The following is a 15576-nucleotide window of genomic DNA, read 5'->3' as shown; positions in this document are numbered from 1 at the left end:
CAAGGTTATAGGCCAAAAGTGGCAAAACAGAAAAAATTAAGTAAAGGCCAATCTCGCAGGATCAAGGCTAATCATCAAAAGCGCTTAAATAACGCCGATACAAAATCAGCAAAAGGTGGCGTACAAGAGTGGCAAACAGATAATCTGGGCGCTACCGAAAACGCCATTGTGATCAGTCGATTTGGACAACACGCCGATGTAGAAACACAAGAGGGTGACGTATTACGCTGTAATATTCGCCGCACCGTTACAAACTTAGTGTGTGGTGACGAAGTATTATTTCGCCGCGCAAAAGTAAGCGAAGGCGACTTAGCTGGGGTTATTGAAGCAACACAAGAGCGTCGCTCGCAACTCACGCGCCCCGACTTTTACGATGGCGTAAAAGTAATCGCTGCCAACATAGACCAAATTTTAATGGTCTCCGCAGTATTACCTGAGTTTACACCGAGTATTATTGACCGCTATTTAATAGCCTGTGAAGACATGGGTATAGAACCTATTTTAGTACTTAACAAAATCGATTTAATCGACGATGAAGGGCTAAGTGAAATACAAAAAGTACTCAATATATACCGTGGCCTTGGCTATCAAGTATTGCTTGTAAGTAGTGTAACAGGCGAAGGCATTGATGATTTAAAAAGCGTACTGGTCGATAAAAATAATATTTTTGTTGGTCAAAGTGGCGTAGGTAAATCAACTTTAGTTAATACTGTACTTCCTGATGCCGAAATATTAACAAAAGAAGTATCAGAAAACAGTGGTTTAGGGCAACATACCACCACTGTATCGCGCTTACATCACCTACCAAGTGGTGGTAACCTAATTGATTCACCAGGAATACGTGAGTTTGGTTTATGGCACTTAGAGGTGGAGCGTGTTACTTGGTGCTTTAAAGAATTTAGAGAATTTATAGGCGGATGTCGTTTTAGAGATTGTAAGCATTTAAACGATCCGGGCTGTATAATTCAACAAGCGGTAGCCGATGGCGATATTTCGCAAATGCGATTCGATAGCTACCACCGTATTTTAGAAACAATGGCCGATGGCCGTGCTGGTGCTCGCGCACCTCGCGTTTAATTTAGGAAACAATCTGTGAGTTTAGACAAATTTAAAATTGCAATGCAGTACGCAATGCCAAAGCACTTTATTTCACGCGTAGTAGGAAAACTAGCAGCAGCTAAAGCGGGTGCATTAACTACAACGCTAATCAAATTGTTTATTAAGCAATATAAAATAGACATGAATGAGGCTAAATATTCAGACCCCGCCCATTATAAAACATTTAATGAGTTTTTTACTCGCCCATTAAAAGACGGCGTACGACCAATGGCCGAGGGTGACAACATTATTACTCACCCTGTAGATGGTGCAATTAGCCAACTGGGTGACATTGTTGATGGGCAGCTAATACAGGCAAAAGGTCATGACTACAGCCTACAAGCGCTATTAGGCGGCTCTGAAGACGACACTACCCCCTTTTTAGGTGGTAAATTTGCGACTATTTATTTAGCGCCAAAAGACTATCACCGTATTCATATGCCAATAGACGGTACACTAAGTAAAATGATTTATGTACCGGGCGACTTATTTTCGGTAAATCCACTCACTGCGCAAAATGTGCCAAATTTATTTGCTCGTAACGAGCGTGTAGTGGCTATTTTTGAAACCGAAATTGGCCCACTTGCTATGGTACTTGTAGGCGCAACCATTGTTGCCAGCATAGAGACCGTATGGGCAGGCACAGTAACGCCACCCGCTGGTAGCGATGTATTTAGCTGGAACTACCCAACTAAAGGCGAAAACGCCATCACCCTTAAAAAAGGGGAAGAAATGGGCCGCTTTAAACTAGGCTCAACAGTAGTACTAGCATGGGGTGCAGATAAAGCAGACATTTTAGACGACCAACTGCCAGAAACAGTAACGCGTTTAAACACCGCATTTGCAACAATTAAAGAAAGTGAAGAGCAGTAAGCTGTCAGTTGTCAGTTGTCAGTTGTCAGTTGTCAGTTGTCAGTTGTCAGTTGTCAGTTGTCAGTTAAAGATAAAAAAGCACCGCGTTTATTACAAACGCGGTGCTTTTTTATTGGTAGACGTAGAGCTTGCTCACGTTAAAAATACAAAGCGTAGATAGATTTTATATCAACGCGCCTGCAAGCAAGGCGTTTACAACTTTATCCTCTAAAACGCAGCGCCTCTTAACCTCTTTGTGAATTAATTCTTAAAAAAAGAGTGCAAAGCTAGTAGCAGCGAGTTTACCTCGCGTCGGATATTTTGCATTAATAAATGTACACAGCATAAATTCCAAATGCGCAAGCAAGGCGCCTACGGATTCATTAAACCACGATGCTAATTTCAGCTGTAGACGTAGAGCTTGCTCACGTTAGAAGCGCAGCTTCTCATGGCTTCCCTCGTGAATTACCTCATACTTTATCAACCGCACTCTTTGCAGTTTAAATCTTTAACTACTTTAAAATGCTGTTGTTTTAAGCTCAGCGCATCGAAGGTAATAAACACACTTCCCTCAACATGCCCTAATAGCATATTAAGCGTAAGCTGGGCCTGCATAGAGCCTATAACCCCTAACAATGGGCTTATTACACCGGCATTACTACAATTTACAGCGGGGGCGGCGTCATTTTTTGTAAAAATGCAGCCATAACACGGGCTATTACTTTTCTTAAAATCAAACCCCATTAACTGCCCTTTCGTTGCCAGTGCTGCACCTGCAATTAATGGGGTTTTATTGGCAATACAATAGCGATTAACACTATAACGTGTGGCAAAATTATCTGAGCAATCAAGCACTACATCGGCATTATTTAAAAGCTCAGCAGCGTTATTATCATCGAGTTTTTTACAATGTGTCACTATATCTATTTGATTATTAAGACTCGCTAATACTTTACCAGCGGCCGCTACCTTGCTTTGCCCTAGGTGATTTACTTTATAAAGCACTTGGCGCTGTAAGTTAGATAGCTCAACCGCATCATCGTCTATTAAAACTAGCGTACCAATACCCGCCGCAGCTAAATACAAAAGCGCAGGGCTACCTAACCCGCCAGCACCGACTACAGCAACAGTTGCAGCTTTTAGTGCTAACTGCCCTTCTAGCCCTACCTCTTCTAATAATAAGTGGCGACTATAACGCAGGGTTTCTTTATCGTTGAGTTTATCCATTAGGCTGGTTTATAGCTCTTTGTAGCGCACTAATTGCTGCAATATAATCATCCGATTCAGTAATCGCTCGTACAACAGCAACACTGCCTACTCCTGTATTTGCAACTTCGCTTGCGCGGGCTAAATCTATGCCGCCAATGGCAACCGTTGGGTAGCTTTGCATTAATGGCACACACTTTTTAAGCTTATCGAGCCCTTGTATTTGCCCGCTCATATCCTTGGTGGTGGTTGGGTAAATAGCACCAAACGCCATATAACTTGGTCGGTAGTTGTGGGCACGGAGCATTTCGTAAAAGCCGTGTGTAGAAAGCCCAAGTCTTAACCCAGCCTCTTTAATAGCTGCTAAATTAGCAGTTTCTAAATCCTCTTGCCCTAAGTGTACGCCGTAGGCACCGTGCTTAATTGCCAACTGCCAATAGTCGTTTATAAATACGTGAGCGTGGTGCTTTTTACCCAGCTCTACGGCCTGTTTTATGAGTTCATCAAGCTCAAGGCCAGTTTTATTTTTAACACGAAGTTGCGCGGTCGTAATACCTTGCTGTAAACATTTTTCTAGCCAATCTAGGCTATCGACCACAGCATATAAGCCTAAATTTTTACTCTCACAAGGGGCAAAATCTGCAGCAATATTAAATTCAAGCGGCACATCAAAATCTAGTTCATCACCAAGCCAGCTACCTGGCTCTATAACTTGCGGGTAGTCATCTAAATTTGTAGGAAAAGCAGTATGCGCAACAGGGCCTATTCCTTCGCCGTATCTAACCGACTGCTTTAAGCCCTGATTTATATAAGCTTTGGCTAAAATAAAGGCATCTTTTAGCGGGAAGTCTTTTGCTAAACATGCGGCAATTACCGAGGCCATGCTGCAACCGGTACCATGACTATGAGGGCTTTGAATTTTTTTATTACCAAGCCAATACTCTTCGCCGTTTTGTGTGCAGTAATCAATACAATAACCTGATGGGTAATCCCAGTGCCCGCCTTTAATAACAACCGCTTTTGCGCCCCAACTTAATAACTTATTTGCAGCGTCTTTCACGGCGCTTGGGCCAATTAAATACACCCCTGTTAATAATTGCGTTTCGTGCGTGTTAGGCGTTATTACATCCACCAGCGGCATTAAGCATTCTTTAATAGCACTTACGGTATCTTCTTCGGTTAATACATCACCGCTTGATGCAATAGCAACGGGGTCATAAACTATCACTGGCGGTACAGGCCATTTAGCTTTGTAATGCGCTATATGCTCGCTTATTAATTGAATTTGCTGCACATTAGCCAGCATGCCAATTTTAATTACTTTGGCTTTCATATCGCTTTCGAGTGCAAGTAATTGCGATTCAATAATATCGGTAGACACTGCATTAATAGCCTCTACGCCTAAACTATTTTGTGCAGTAAGCGCCGTAATTGCCGTGCAGCCATGCACACCAAAACTTTGCATTGCTTTTATATCAGCTTGAATGCCTGCACCGCCGCCAGAGTCAGATCCGGCAATTGTCCACACTAAATTATTCATACTCTTTATTTCCTTACTGCTGATGCCAAAACGGCATACCCATTGTAGGGGTTGAGGGGGCTGCTAGATCTTTTTCGGGCATTGCTTTGGCATTAAATGCAAAGCGCCCTGCCTCTACTGCGGCTTTAAATGCACGGCTCATCGTAACTGGGCAGCCAGCCCCTGCAATGGCTGAATTTAATAATACCGCATCATACCCTAACTCAAGTGCTTGGCAGGCATGCGAAGGTAAGCCAAGGCCCGCATCAACAATTAATGTTGTATTTGGTAAACGCTCGCGAATGGTTTTTAGATTATAACTATTTAACAAGCCTTTACCGGTGCCTATTGGCGCCCCCCACGGCATAAGCACCTCACACCCTAGCTCGTTTAAGCGCTGACAAAGTACTAAGTCATCGGTGCAGTAGGGTAATACTTTAAAGCCATCATCAATTAATATTTTTGTGGCTTCTAAAAGTGCAAATGGGTCGGGTTGTAAGTTGTAGTCATCACCTATTAGTTCAAGCTTAATCCAATCGGTTGCAAATACTTCACGGCACATTTTAGCAAGTGTTACAGCTTCTTTTACACTGTGGCACCCTGCTGTGTTTGGCAGTATTTTAAGGCCAGTATTTTTAATTAATTGCCAAAAATTATCCCCCGCTGCCACGCTTTGCTGGCGCCTTAATGACACCGTTACTATTTGCGCGCCAGAGGCTTTTATTGACTCTTCCATAACAGCGGGAGAGGGATAAAGCGCCGAGCCTATTAACAATCGGCTATTAAATTGTTCACCATAAATAATTAGGTTATCGTTACCTTGCATCATGCTACCCGCCTTGGATAGGCGACAACAACTCGATGCTATCCCCTTCATTAATCGTAGTGCTGGCGTGCAGGCTTTGTGGAATAAACTCGCCATTTATCGCCACTGCAAAAGGCGTCTTAGCACCAAAATTTTGTAATATTTCAACAAGCTTTGCGCTTTTAATAGTTAGCCGCTCACCATTAATTGTTATCGTCATTTATTACTCACCCTATTTTTGATAACGCATCAGTCACTAACGCAGGGCCTAACATATAACCATGGCGATATAACCCGTTAATGCTAATTACGTTACCTTCTTTTAAAACTTCTGGTCGGTTGTTTTTAAATGCAGGGCGCAGCCCGCTTTGAATATTTAACAGCCGCGCTTCGGCAAACCCGCTGTGCACAGTGTAGGCCGCCGAGAGCAGCTCGAGTGTGGAGCGCACTGTTGCAGGGCCACTATCGTCAGACTCAATTTCGGTTGCACCGATCACGTATTCATTATTTGGTTTTGGCGCTATGTAAATTGGGTAACGCGGGTGCATTAAACGCACCGGCCGCATTAAATTAACCTCTGGCGCATAAAGCCTGGCTACTTCTCCGCGTACTCCTCTCAGTGGCTTATCGGCTTTAGCACCTAAGCCACGACAATCAATAATGTAATCAAACGGGCGGTTATTCACCTCGCCGTTTTGAATGCTAACGCGTTGGTTAAAAACAAACTTAACCTTGCGTTTATTAAGCATGGTAAAACTTGCTTTATAAAAAGCCTGATTATCTATTTGCCCTTCGCAGGGTAAAAACACACCTTGATTAAAACGATCAGCTAATTCGGGCTCTAACTGCGTTATTTGCTGAGCATTTAACGTCTGCGCGCTGTGCCCTGCTATAGGCTTTATTCGCTGGCTAAAACTTTGTAAGTCACCTTTATCTTGCTGGTGCGCTACAACCAGCGTGCCTTTTTGCTGATAAAAAACTTCACCTTCAAGCTCGCTCACTATCTCTGGCCAGCGCTTGAGTGAATTTAGCCCCATAATGGCTAAATCTGTTTCACACATTACCGACTCAGCAAGCGGAGCAAGCATTGCTGCAGCCACTTTACCGGCACTATTTTGTGTGTGTTCATCACTGGCTTCAAACACTGTTACATGATGCGACTTACTAAGCTCAAGGGCAGCTAAACGCCCTGCTAAGCCAAAGCCCACAACCGCAATGTTGCAAAACATAAAACCTCCTAAATGAAGCCCATAGCCATCAGTTTTCAGCTGTCAGTAAAGCAACTATTGCCTCTATGTTACTTACTTTATTACCGATAACTGACAGCTAATGCTCAAAGCTGCGCTACAGCGCTTTATGATAAATTTCTGAGCCGGTTTGTTTAAACTCTTCAGATTTCGCTTTCATTTGCGCTTCTACATCAACCATTTTGATCTCAATTGCATCGCCAACATTGTTAGGATCAATCCCACGAGATTCGAGATCTTTGGCGTAATCGCGTACCTCTTGGGTAATTTTCATTGAGCAAAATTTAGGCCCGCACATAGAGCAAAAGTGCGCTACTTTGCCAGACTCTTGCGGTAGGGTTTCGTCGTGATATTCACGGGCACGTTCTGGGTCTAAACCAATGTTAAATTGGTCGTGCCATCTAAATTCAAAGCGTGCTTTTGATAAGGCATTATCGCGCTCTTGCGCGCCGGGGTGGCCTTTAGCTAAATCGGCCGCATGCGCTGCAATTTTGTAGGTAATTAGGCCCTCTTTTACATCTTCTTTATTGGGCAAACCTAAATGCTCTTTTGGTGTTACATAACACAGCATTGCACAGCCGTACCACGCTATTTGTGCAGCACCTATACCCGATGTAATATGGTCGTACCCTGGTGCTATATCGGTCGTTAATGGGCCTAATGTGTAAAAAGGCGCTTCGCCACAATGTTCTAATTGCTCATCCATATTGGCTTTAATCATGTGCATTGGCACATGGCCTGGGCCTTCTATAAATACTTGTACGTCGTGTTTCCACGCAATTTTTGTAAGCTCCCCTAGCGTACGAAGCTCACTAAATTGCGCCTCATCGTTAGCATCGGCAATCGAACCTGGACGAAGGCCATCACCGAGTGAAAAACACACGTCGTATTGTTTTAAAATTTCACAAATATCTTCAAAGTGCGTATATAAAAAGTTTTCTTTGTGGTGTGCTAAACACCACTTGGCCATAATTGAGCCACCGCGCGATACAATACCGGTTACTCGCTTTGCCGTCATTGGCACATAACGCAGCAATACCCCGGCATGAATAGTAAAGTAATCAACACCCTGTTCGGCTTGTTCAATTAGGGTATCGCGAAAGATCTCCCACGTTAAATCCTCTGCCACACCGTTTACTTTTTCAAGCGCTTGATAAATGGGTACTGTGCCAATGGGCACAGGCGAATTACGTACAACCCATTCACGCGTTTCGTGAATATAGCGCCCTGTTGATAAGTCCATTACGGTATCGGCACCCCAACGGGTAGACCACACCATTTTTTCTACTTCTTCTTCGATTGATGAGCTTACCGACGAATTACCTATGTTAGCGTTAACTTTAACTAAAAAGTTACGCCCCACTATCATGGGCTCGGTTTCTGGGTGGTTAATATTGTTTGGTAAAATAGCACGACCACGGGCTATTTCGTCACGTACAAACTCAGGGGTAATAAAATCAGGAATACTCGCCCCAAACGACTCACCTTTGTGTTGGGCTGCTAGTAGCTCTTCTCTAATTTTTGCTCGGCCCATGTTTTCGCGTATGGCTACGTATTCCATTTCTGGAGTTATAATGCCTTGGCGAGCATAATGCATTTGGGTTACGTTTTTACCCGCCTTACCACGGCGAATTTTAGGTAAATGTTCAAAACGAATATGATCCAAACCATCATCGGCCATACGCTGCTGTGCAAATTGCGAAGTAACCGACTCGAGTACTTCAGTGTCGTTGCGATCTTTAATCCACTGCTCGCGAAATTTAGGTAAGCCTTTGCGTACGTCTAACTCAAAGTTAGGGTCGGTATATGGGCCTGATGTATCGTAAACACGTAGTGGCTCGTTTGGCTCATACACAGGGTTTTGCTCATCGCCACCAATAAACGTGTCGCTTAATGTAATTTCGCGCATACCCACACGCACACCGCTTTGGCTGCCCTCAACATATACTTTTTGCGAACTTGGAAATGGCTGACCCGTTAAATTATAAATATAGTCAGACGCGGCTGCGCGCGTTTCTCGACGTGTAGACTTATTTGTAGTGTTTGACATGACTTACCTCATTGCTAAAGGGTTGTCTTGTCAGATATTCCATAAGGAATAGAGAAAGATCGTAAAGCAGTGTTTATGCTGCTTTGCGGCCTAAAATGGCTAGTTATTTTGTTGTGCGCATAAAAAAAGACGCACAAGCGTCCCATTTTAGGCAGCTTGTTCCCTACGCAGGTTTTAACCTGATCAGGTTCACGGATCCCGCTTTCGCGATCTCAGCCTTAACGAGTTAAGGCACTCCGACAAGTAAAATATATAAAATTTGTTCGTTGATTTACCATTGTTTTTTAGCAAATCTACGCTGAGTGTACGCCAGTTAAAAATTGCCTGCAAGAGGCAACCTCAAATACTCATATCACTACTTTGCAATAAACAAAAAAGTTTTATTACCTTGCATAACCAACTGTGAGCCTTGCATGGTAAGTGTTGCCCCCTCTCTGAGCGCTTGTAAAAACTGCTGTTCTAGCGCATCAACATCTACCCCGCACGACTTACGTGTCATACCTAGTTTATTAACGCTAATGCTGCTGTCTTCAAGCTCGCCTTCACCAAAAAACTTATTACATCCTGCAAACCCGTTTACTTGCAACGCTTCAATAAAGCTTATTGACGCTCTGTAAGAGGCCGGCACAGCCAACCCATCAACCTTTGATAGTTGCCATTGTGTGTACTTTAGCTGCTCAGTGGTCACCGTCCCTGTGGCTGTACAACCAATACATAAACCGATCAAAAGTATCGGTAGTGCTGCTAATTTCATGCTATTACTAACTAAATATTTAATTACAGTAATAGTAACAATTTTTATGCGGTTTATCCGTTAAAAATGCATGTTTTAAATGTAAATTTTTGTTCTATGGTAGTTTAAAAGTTAAACAGTTTAATTTAGATCACAATTTTTAAATAAGTTATCCATTTCGGGTGGTAAAAAAGGGCGGCCTTTTTCGTTAACCGATGTGCCAATTACCCTAGCTTGAAGCATTATTTTTTCATCGCTTTTGCGAACGATTGCCTGCTTAAACGCAAACTTTAACCGGCTTATACGCTCAGGCTCTACCGACACATAAAATTCATCTTCAGGCACCAGTGAATGCTTGTAATCAACCTCACTGCGTATCACTACTAGGTTAACCTTTTGCTTGGCAAGCAATGCAAAATCGACCCCATTCGCAAATAAAAACTCATGGCGGGCATGCTCTAAATAATTAAAGTACACACTGTTATTTACAATACCTTGCAAGTCACATTCGTAATGGCGCACTTTAAAATCAACTTTAAAGGTCATATTAGTAATCCTGATTATTTAACGTATAATCGCTGCGTTATAACACAAGTATTAAAATAATTGCTACCATACAAGTCCCTAAAATGGAGTTAAGTAACCTAATGAACTTACGTTTGTCTTTAATTACTGCGGCGTTGTTACCGCTAATTAGTACACCACTTATAGCAAACGCTGATGACAGCGACCTAGAACGAATTGTTGTTACCGGCGACTTTCAACGTGAAAGCATTCAAACATTAAGCGCGAGTGCGAGCCTATTTAGCGAATCTGAAATTAATCAACGCGGTGCAAGTTTCTTAGACGAAATGCTAGGTAGTACAGCCAACGTAAACTTTACTTCAGGTGCCTCTCGTGGTCGTTATATTCAAATTCGTGGTGTGGGACTTCGCTCACAATTTGTAGACCCAATTAATCCATCGGTTGGCTTGGTCATCGACGGCATAAATTACTCGGGTTTAGGTGGCAGCTCTTTATTATTTGATATTGACCACGTAGAAATTTACCGCGGCCCACAAGGCACTCGCTTTGGCGCAGACGGTATGGCCGGTATGATCCAAATGGAATCAGCACAAGCCACTGCCGATCCTAGTTTAAAATTGCAAGTGGGTATGGGCACTTACAACTCACGCGAAGCAGGCCTTGCGGCAAGTACTGGCTTAACCGATGATACAAGCGCACGTGTAAGCTACTTTCGCAGAAAATCAGATGGCTATGTAGATAACCTATATTTAAATGACGAAACCCAGCAACAAGATGAACAAGTAGCCCGTTTTAAATTAAACAGCCAACTTACTGAACATTTAAACACTGAGTTAAACCTACACTACATAGACATAAACAACGGCTACGATGCGTTCACGCTTGATAACAGCCGTAATAGCGTAGCCGACGAGCCAGGCCAGGATAACCAACAAAGCTACGCCATTGGTATTAACAATACTTACACAGGCTTTGATGCTTTTGACGTAAGCTTAAACCTTTCAGCCATTGATACTGAGCTACTTTACAGCTTTGACGAAGACTGGGTATGTAACGATGCAAGCGAGCCACAATTATGTGCAGCAGGCTTGCACCCTTGGGGTTATAGCTCTACCGATGTATACACGCGTGATCGTGACGATCAATCAGCTAATTTACAACTAAATTCTAAAACAGGTAACTGGGTTGCGGGTGTTTACTATCAAAACCGCGACGTAGATTTAGAGCGTGAATACACTTGGCTTGCAAGTCCATTTGCTTCAACTTATGAAACTAGTAACGTAGCTGTTTACGGCCAAGTTGCCACACCTATTGGCCCTAAAACCACGCTAATTACTGGCCTACGTGTAGAGCAATATCAAGGTGATTACACCGACAGCAACGGCTTTATTGAAGAGACAGACGACGTAATGGTAGGCGGTAAAATAGCACTTGAATACCAAGTGATTGATCGCACTATGATCTACACCAGCATTACCCGTGGTTATAAAGCTGGCGGAATTAACTCAGAAGCATTAGCAAAAGCTAAAGATGAAGGTTTAAACCTAAATGCTGATTTTTTCCAGCAGCATACTAGCTTTGACCCTGAATACCTTTGGAGCGGCGAATTTGGCGTTAAAGGCTCATCGCTTGATGATAAGTTTACCCTGCGTTTAGCCGCATTTTATATGCACCGCGACAACATTCAGTTAAAAGCATGGCAAGTAGAAGGTCAGCAATTTACAGGCTACGTTGATAATGCAAGCTCAGGTAGTAACTACGGCTTAGAGGTTGAAGGTAGTTACCAACTTACCGATGACTTATTCTTAACAGGTAGTGCCGGTTACTTAAACACAGAAATTGACGACTTTGTAACGCAATCGGGCTTAAATCAAGACGGTCGTGAGCAAGCGCAATCACCTAAGTATCAATACGCATTTAGCGCACGTTACAACTTTACTAATGAGCTGTACGGTATGATTGGGGTTGAAGGTAAAGACGATTATTACTTCTCTGATAGCCATAATTCACAAGCGCCTAGCAGCAATTTAGTAAACTTAAGCTTTGGCTACGAAGCCGACATGTGGGCAGTACGCGCATGGGCACGTAACGTATTTGACGAAGAAGTACCAACCCGCGGCTTTGAGTTTGGTAACAACCCACTTGATGGCTACGAAACACATACCTACGTACAATTAGGTGAGCCAAGAGTAGCGGGAGTAACGTTTACGTTAGAGCTGTAAATAAAGCTGTTAGTTTTAGCTGTTAGTTGTCAGTTGTCAGTTGTCAGTTGTCAGTTGTCAGTTGTCAGTTGTCAGTTGTCAGTTTAAGATTAAAAAACACCGCGCTTAATTAAAGCGCGGTGTTTTTTTATTGGCGTGAAGCTTGCTCACGCAAAGCTGTTAAGACTCAATACGCGGCATAAAGCCACGACTACTACATGCCCCTCTAAAGCGCAGCGCCTCCTAACCTCTTTGTAAATAAATCACTTAATATTTTGCACAATGAGAAGTGAAAGAGGAATAAATGAGAAAACATACAAGTAGCAGCGAGTTTACCTCGCGTCTGGGTTCATTATTTTAAAACGGCATAAATACCAAATGCGCCAGCAAGCAAGGCGCCTACTTTAAAACACAATGTGCGTGAAGCTTGCTCACGCAAAGCTGTTAAGACTCAATACGCGGCATAAAGCCACGCCTACAGGTAAAGCATTACGCCCTATCTACGTCAAACGCGATGACTTCTTTTATCGTCTCTTTTTCGGTGGCTAGCATAACTAACCTGTCTATACCCATTGCAACGCCTGCACACTTTGGAAGCCCGTGTTCAAGCGCGGCGATTAAACGCCTATCCATGGGCACGTGGTTTAACCCATTGGCAGCGCGGTAGGCATTATCTTCATCAAAGCGTTTTGCCTGCTCTTTGGCATTAGTTAGCTCGTTAAAGCCGTTCGCTAATTCCATATTTTTATAATAGAGCTCAAAGCGCCCTGCTACGCGGTTATCGTGTTCACAAATTTGTGCAAGTGCCGCTTGCGACGCCGGAAAGTGATACACAAAACACGGCTTAGTTTGCCCAATAGTTGGCTCTACTTTCATACAAAATAACAGCTGCAGTAAGGTGTCTTTATTAGTTTCGTTTTTAGCTATATCGGCAAAGCCATGATCGCAGGCAAGTGCTTGTAATTGCGTAAGCGTAGCTGTTAATGGGTCTAGTGATAACACCTGCTCAAATGCTTGTTGATAAGTCAGTCGCTCCGCAGGCTCTACATTTAAAATAAGCTGCATTAGCTCATCCATCTCGTCCATTAATGCAAACTCATCAAACCCAGGGCGGTACCACTCAAGCATAGTAAATTCGGGATTATGATGGCGACCCGCTTCTTCATTTCTAAATGCCTTACAAAGCTGGAAAATTGGCCCAGAGCCTGCGGCTAATAGGCGCTTCATGGCAAATTCGGGCGATGTTTGTAAATAAAGCGGCAAGCCTCCAGCGTGGCCTGGGCCTACAAACTGCGTATTAAAACTCGCTAAATGCACATCGGTTACGCTTGCGCTACTTAAGCTAGGGGTTTCTACTTCCATTACATTACGCGTATAAAAAAACTCACGAATGGTTCGTAGTATGGCTGCGCGCTTTTTAAGGGTTTCTATGCTTGCGCTTGGGGCCCAAAGTGTTGCTGACATATTTTCTCCAAAAAAAATCCCAGCTTAAGCCGGGATTTTATAAACCGTAAACAAGCTTACTTAACACGGCCTACGTATTCACCGCTACGGGTGTCTACTTTAATTACTTCACCAATTTGTACGAATAATGGAACACGTACTACTGCACCCGTGCTAAGCGTTGCAGGTTTACCACCAGTGCCCGCTGTATCGCCTTTTAGGCCAGGATCAGTGTCAGTGATCTCAAGCTCAACAAAGTTAGGTGGCGTAACCGCGATTGGGCTACCGTTCCATAATGTAATAGTACATACATCGTTTTCAACTAGCCATTTACCTGCATCGCCAAGTGCTTTTTCGTCAGCGGCAATCTGCTCAAATGTTTCGTTGTTCATAAAATGCCAAAACTCACCGTCTGTGTAAAGGTACGCTAAGTCGGTATCCATTACATCGGCACCTTCAACTGATTCACCCGATTTAAAGGTTTTTTCAAGTACCTTGCCAGAAATAAGCTTACGGATACGAACACGGTTAAACGCTTGGCCCTTACCAGGTTTTACCATTTCGTTTTCTAAAATACTGCAAGGTTCGCCGTCCATCATAATTTTTAGGCCGCCCTTGAACTCGTTGGTGCTATAATTCGCCATCGTTTCCTCTATTTAATTTTTTTCGAGTAATCTACGTGCCAATGATACAAAGAAATGAAGCAAATTTGCATAAAAACTGGCAAAAAGAATTAGCAAATGTAGTTACCTGCCCAAAAACCTTGCTTGAAATGGTCGGTTTATCGAGCCAAGCCCATGAAAACGACCTAAAAGCCCGCAGTTTATTTCCGGTACGCGTGCCAGTCCCATTTATAAAAAAAATGCGCAAGGGCGATGTAAACGATCCCTTATTGCTACAAGTTATGCCGCGCCACCAAGAGTTTTTAACTAAAACTGGTTTTAATAAAGATCCACTACTTGAGCAAGACAACGAGCAGCCTGGGCTTTTACATAAGTATAAATCCCGTGTTTTAATTATGTTTAAAACCGGCTGTGCAGTAAATTGCCGTTACTGCTTTAGGCGCCACTTCCCGTATCAAGAAAACCAGCTTAATAAAAAAAGCCTGCTTGATGCGCTGAGCTATATAAAGTCAGATGCCAACATAAACGAAGTAATTTTAAGTGGTGGCGACCCACTTATGGCCAAAGACGATGCCATTAGTTGGTTTTTAGATGAGCTTGAACAATTACCGCAAATTAAACGCATGCGAATACACAGCCGTTTGCCTGTTGTTATACCTGCGCGTATTACCGATGAACTATGCGCTAGATTGCAGCAATCACCGCTTAAAATTGTGTTTATTAACCATATAAATCATGCAAACGAAATAGACGACGAGTTTAAAGCAGCCATGCAAAAGTTAAAGCAAGCAGGCGTAACGTTATTAAACCAAGCCGTTATTTTAAAAGAAGTGAACGATACAGTTGAGGCACAAATAAATTTAAGTGAGGCGTTATTTGATGCAGACGTACTGCCATACTATTTATATTTGCTTGATAAGGTTGAAGGCGCAAGCCACTTTGATATAGAAGAGCCACAGGCAATAAAAATAATGGCAGAGCTATTAGAAGCCCTGCCCGGATTTTTAGTGCCTAAATTGGTAAGAGAAATAGGCGGTCAGAAAAGCAAAACGCCTATCGACCTTAAGTTAGGGCGTGTTAACCTTTGATGGTTGAATTTGCAGCAGTATGTTTGGCTTTTAGGCAAGACTGAGCCTGTGTAGTGTGGTTATTCCCCATAAATAGGCGATAACGCAGCATAAATGCCAAACATGCGCTGCCCTTCGGGTTCTTCCTAGGGGCGATGAACTCTTTGTTACTCGGTTTTTACTTAGCCCACTAGGTTTCAAACCTCG

Annotated in this window: 14 protein-coding genes and 1 riboswitch; of the genes, 4 read left to right on the top strand and 10 right to left on the bottom strand. The window is 43.0% G+C overall.

Going from position 1 to position 15576, the window contains the following annotated elements:
* Positions 1–18 precede the first annotated feature (18 nt).
* Entirely contained in the window at positions 19–1077 is a 1059-nt protein-coding gene (gene rsgA / locus QUE46_RS02535) for a small ribosomal subunit biogenesis GTPase RsgA (RefSeq protein WP_286246083.1), read from the top strand.
* Positions 1078–1092: 15 nt separating this feature from the next.
* Positions 1093–1971, top strand: a complete 879-nt coding sequence (asd, locus tag QUE46_RS02530) for an archaetidylserine decarboxylase (protein WP_286246082.1) — start codon at positions 1093–1095, stop codon at positions 1969–1971.
* 459 nt (positions 1972–2430) lie between these two features.
* Here the strand turns inward: asd and QUE46_RS02525 are convergent, their stop codons facing one another.
* From QUE46_RS02525 to QUE46_RS02490, 8 genes are all read right to left on the bottom strand, one after another.
* Complete coding sequence (locus QUE46_RS02525) at positions 2431–3177, bottom strand: HesA/MoeB/ThiF family protein (RefSeq protein WP_286246081.1); 747 nt, start codon at positions 3175–3177, stop codon at positions 2431–2433.
* Positions 3170–4696 (bottom strand): thiamine phosphate synthase, encoded by a 1527-nt coding sequence (gene thiE, locus QUE46_RS02520; RefSeq protein ID WP_286246080.1) that lies wholly within the window; start codon positions 4694–4696, stop codon positions 3170–3172. The genes QUE46_RS02525 and thiE overlap by 8 nt, the downstream gene beginning before the upstream one ends.
* Before the next feature lie 13 nt (positions 4697–4709).
* Positions 4710–5501 (bottom strand): thiazole synthase, encoded by a 792-nt coding sequence (locus QUE46_RS02515; RefSeq protein ID WP_286247655.1) that lies wholly within the window; start codon positions 5499–5501, stop codon positions 4710–4712.
* Positions 5502–5505: 4 nt separating this feature from the next.
* On the bottom strand, positions 5506–5700 hold the full coding sequence (gene thiS, locus QUE46_RS02510) for a sulfur carrier protein ThiS (protein ID WP_286246079.1): 195 nt from the start codon (positions 5698–5700) through the stop codon (positions 5506–5508).
* Between the two features lie 7 nt (positions 5701–5707).
* Positions 5708–6709, bottom strand: coding sequence for an FAD-dependent oxidoreductase (locus QUE46_RS02505; RefSeq protein WP_286246078.1), 1002 nt, complete (start codon positions 6707–6709; stop codon positions 5708–5710).
* A gap of 115 nt (positions 6710–6824) precedes the next feature.
* Positions 6825–8777 (bottom strand): phosphomethylpyrimidine synthase ThiC, encoded by a 1953-nt coding sequence (thiC, locus tag QUE46_RS02500; protein ID WP_286246077.1) that lies wholly within the window; start codon positions 8775–8777, stop codon positions 6825–6827.
* Positions 8778–8920: 143 nt separating this feature from the next.
* Positions 8921–9026, bottom strand: a riboswitch (TPP riboswitch).
* A gap of 106 nt (positions 9027–9132) precedes the next feature.
* A complete protein-coding gene (locus QUE46_RS02495; protein ID WP_286246076.1) occupies positions 9133–9531 on the bottom strand; it encodes an META domain-containing protein in 399 nt (132 codons plus the stop codon).
* Positions 9532–9651: 120 nt separating this feature from the next.
* A complete protein-coding gene (locus QUE46_RS02490) occupies positions 9652–10056 on the bottom strand; it encodes a thioesterase family protein (RefSeq protein ID WP_055016870.1) in 405 nt (134 codons plus the stop codon).
* 101 nt (positions 10057–10157) lie between these two features.
* On the opposite strand from QUE46_RS02490, the gene QUE46_RS02485 reads away from it, so the two are divergent.
* Positions 10158–12257: a TonB-dependent receptor gene (locus QUE46_RS02485; RefSeq protein ID WP_286246075.1), complete on the top strand. Its 2100-nt coding sequence runs from the start codon at positions 10158–10160 to the stop codon at positions 12255–12257.
* A 468-nt stretch (positions 12258–12725) separates the two neighbouring features.
* Here the strand turns inward: QUE46_RS02485 and epmA are convergent, their stop codons facing one another.
* Together epmA and efp are read right to left on the bottom strand one after the other, a co-directional pair.
* Positions 12726–13700 carry an elongation factor P--(R)-beta-lysine ligase gene (gene epmA / locus QUE46_RS02480; protein ID WP_055020487.1) on the bottom strand — a complete coding sequence of 325 codons (975 nt, stop codon included), beginning with the start codon at positions 13698–13700 and terminating at the stop codon, positions 12726–12728.
* Between the two features lie 56 nt (positions 13701–13756).
* Positions 13757–14323, bottom strand: a complete 567-nt coding sequence (gene efp, locus QUE46_RS02475; RefSeq protein ID WP_055016950.1) for an elongation factor P — start codon at positions 14321–14323, stop codon at positions 13757–13759.
* Positions 14324–14364: 41 nt separating this feature from the next.
* Between efp and epmB the strand changes: the two genes are divergently transcribed.
* Entirely contained in the window at positions 14365–15390 is a 1026-nt protein-coding gene (epmB, locus tag QUE46_RS02470) for an EF-P beta-lysylation protein EpmB (RefSeq protein ID WP_286246074.1), read from the top strand.
* Positions 15391–15576 lie beyond the last annotated feature (186 nt).

This window comes from Pseudoalteromonas sp. MM1, from assembly GCF_030296835.1.
Classification (GTDB): Bacteria; Pseudomonadota; Gammaproteobacteria; order Enterobacterales; family Alteromonadaceae; genus Pseudoalteromonas.
The sequence above is the reverse complement of the archived record's forward strand: the minus strand, read 5'-3'. Positions and strand labels throughout refer to the sequence as shown.

Coding starts and splice junctions, on each gene's coding strand:
- epmA (WP_055020487.1), bottom strand. CDS start 13,700: ATGTCAGCAACACTTTGGGCCCCAAGCGCAAGCATAGAAACCCTTAAA.
- thiE (WP_286246080.1), bottom strand. CDS start 4,696: ATGAATAATTTAGTGTGGACAATTGCCGGATCTGACTCTGGCGGCGGT.
- QUE46_RS02505 (WP_286246078.1), bottom strand. CDS start 6,709: ATGTTTTGCAACATTGCGGTTGTGGGCTTTGGCTTAGCAGGGCGTTTA.
- QUE46_RS02525 (WP_286246081.1), bottom strand. CDS start 3,177: ATGGATAAACTCAACGATAAAGAAACCCTGCGTTATAGTCGCCACTTA.
- epmB (WP_286246074.1), top strand. CDS start 14,365: ATGATACAAAGAAATGAAGCAAATTTGCATAAAAACTGGCAAAAAGAA.
- thiS (WP_286246079.1), bottom strand. CDS start 5,700: ATGACGATAACAATTAATGGTGAGCGGCTAACTATTAAAAGCGCAAAG.
- QUE46_RS02490 (WP_055016870.1), bottom strand. CDS start 10,056: ATGACCTTTAAAGTTGATTTTAAAGTGCGCCATTACGAATGTGACTTG.
- QUE46_RS02495 (WP_286246076.1), bottom strand. CDS start 9,531: ATGAAATTAGCAGCACTACCGATACTTTTGATCGGTTTATGTATTGGT.
- QUE46_RS02485 (WP_286246075.1), top strand. CDS start 10,158: ATGAACTTACGTTTGTCTTTAATTACTGCGGCGTTGTTACCGCTAATT.
- efp (WP_055016950.1), bottom strand. CDS start 14,323: ATGGCGAATTATAGCACCAACGAGTTCAAGGGCGGCCTAAAAATTATG.
- QUE46_RS02515 (WP_286247655.1), bottom strand. CDS start 5,501: ATGCAAGGTAACGATAACCTAATTATTTATGGTGAACAATTTAATAGC.
- thiC (WP_286246077.1), bottom strand. CDS start 8,777: ATGTCAAACACTACAAATAAGTCTACACGTCGAGAAACGCGCGCAGCC.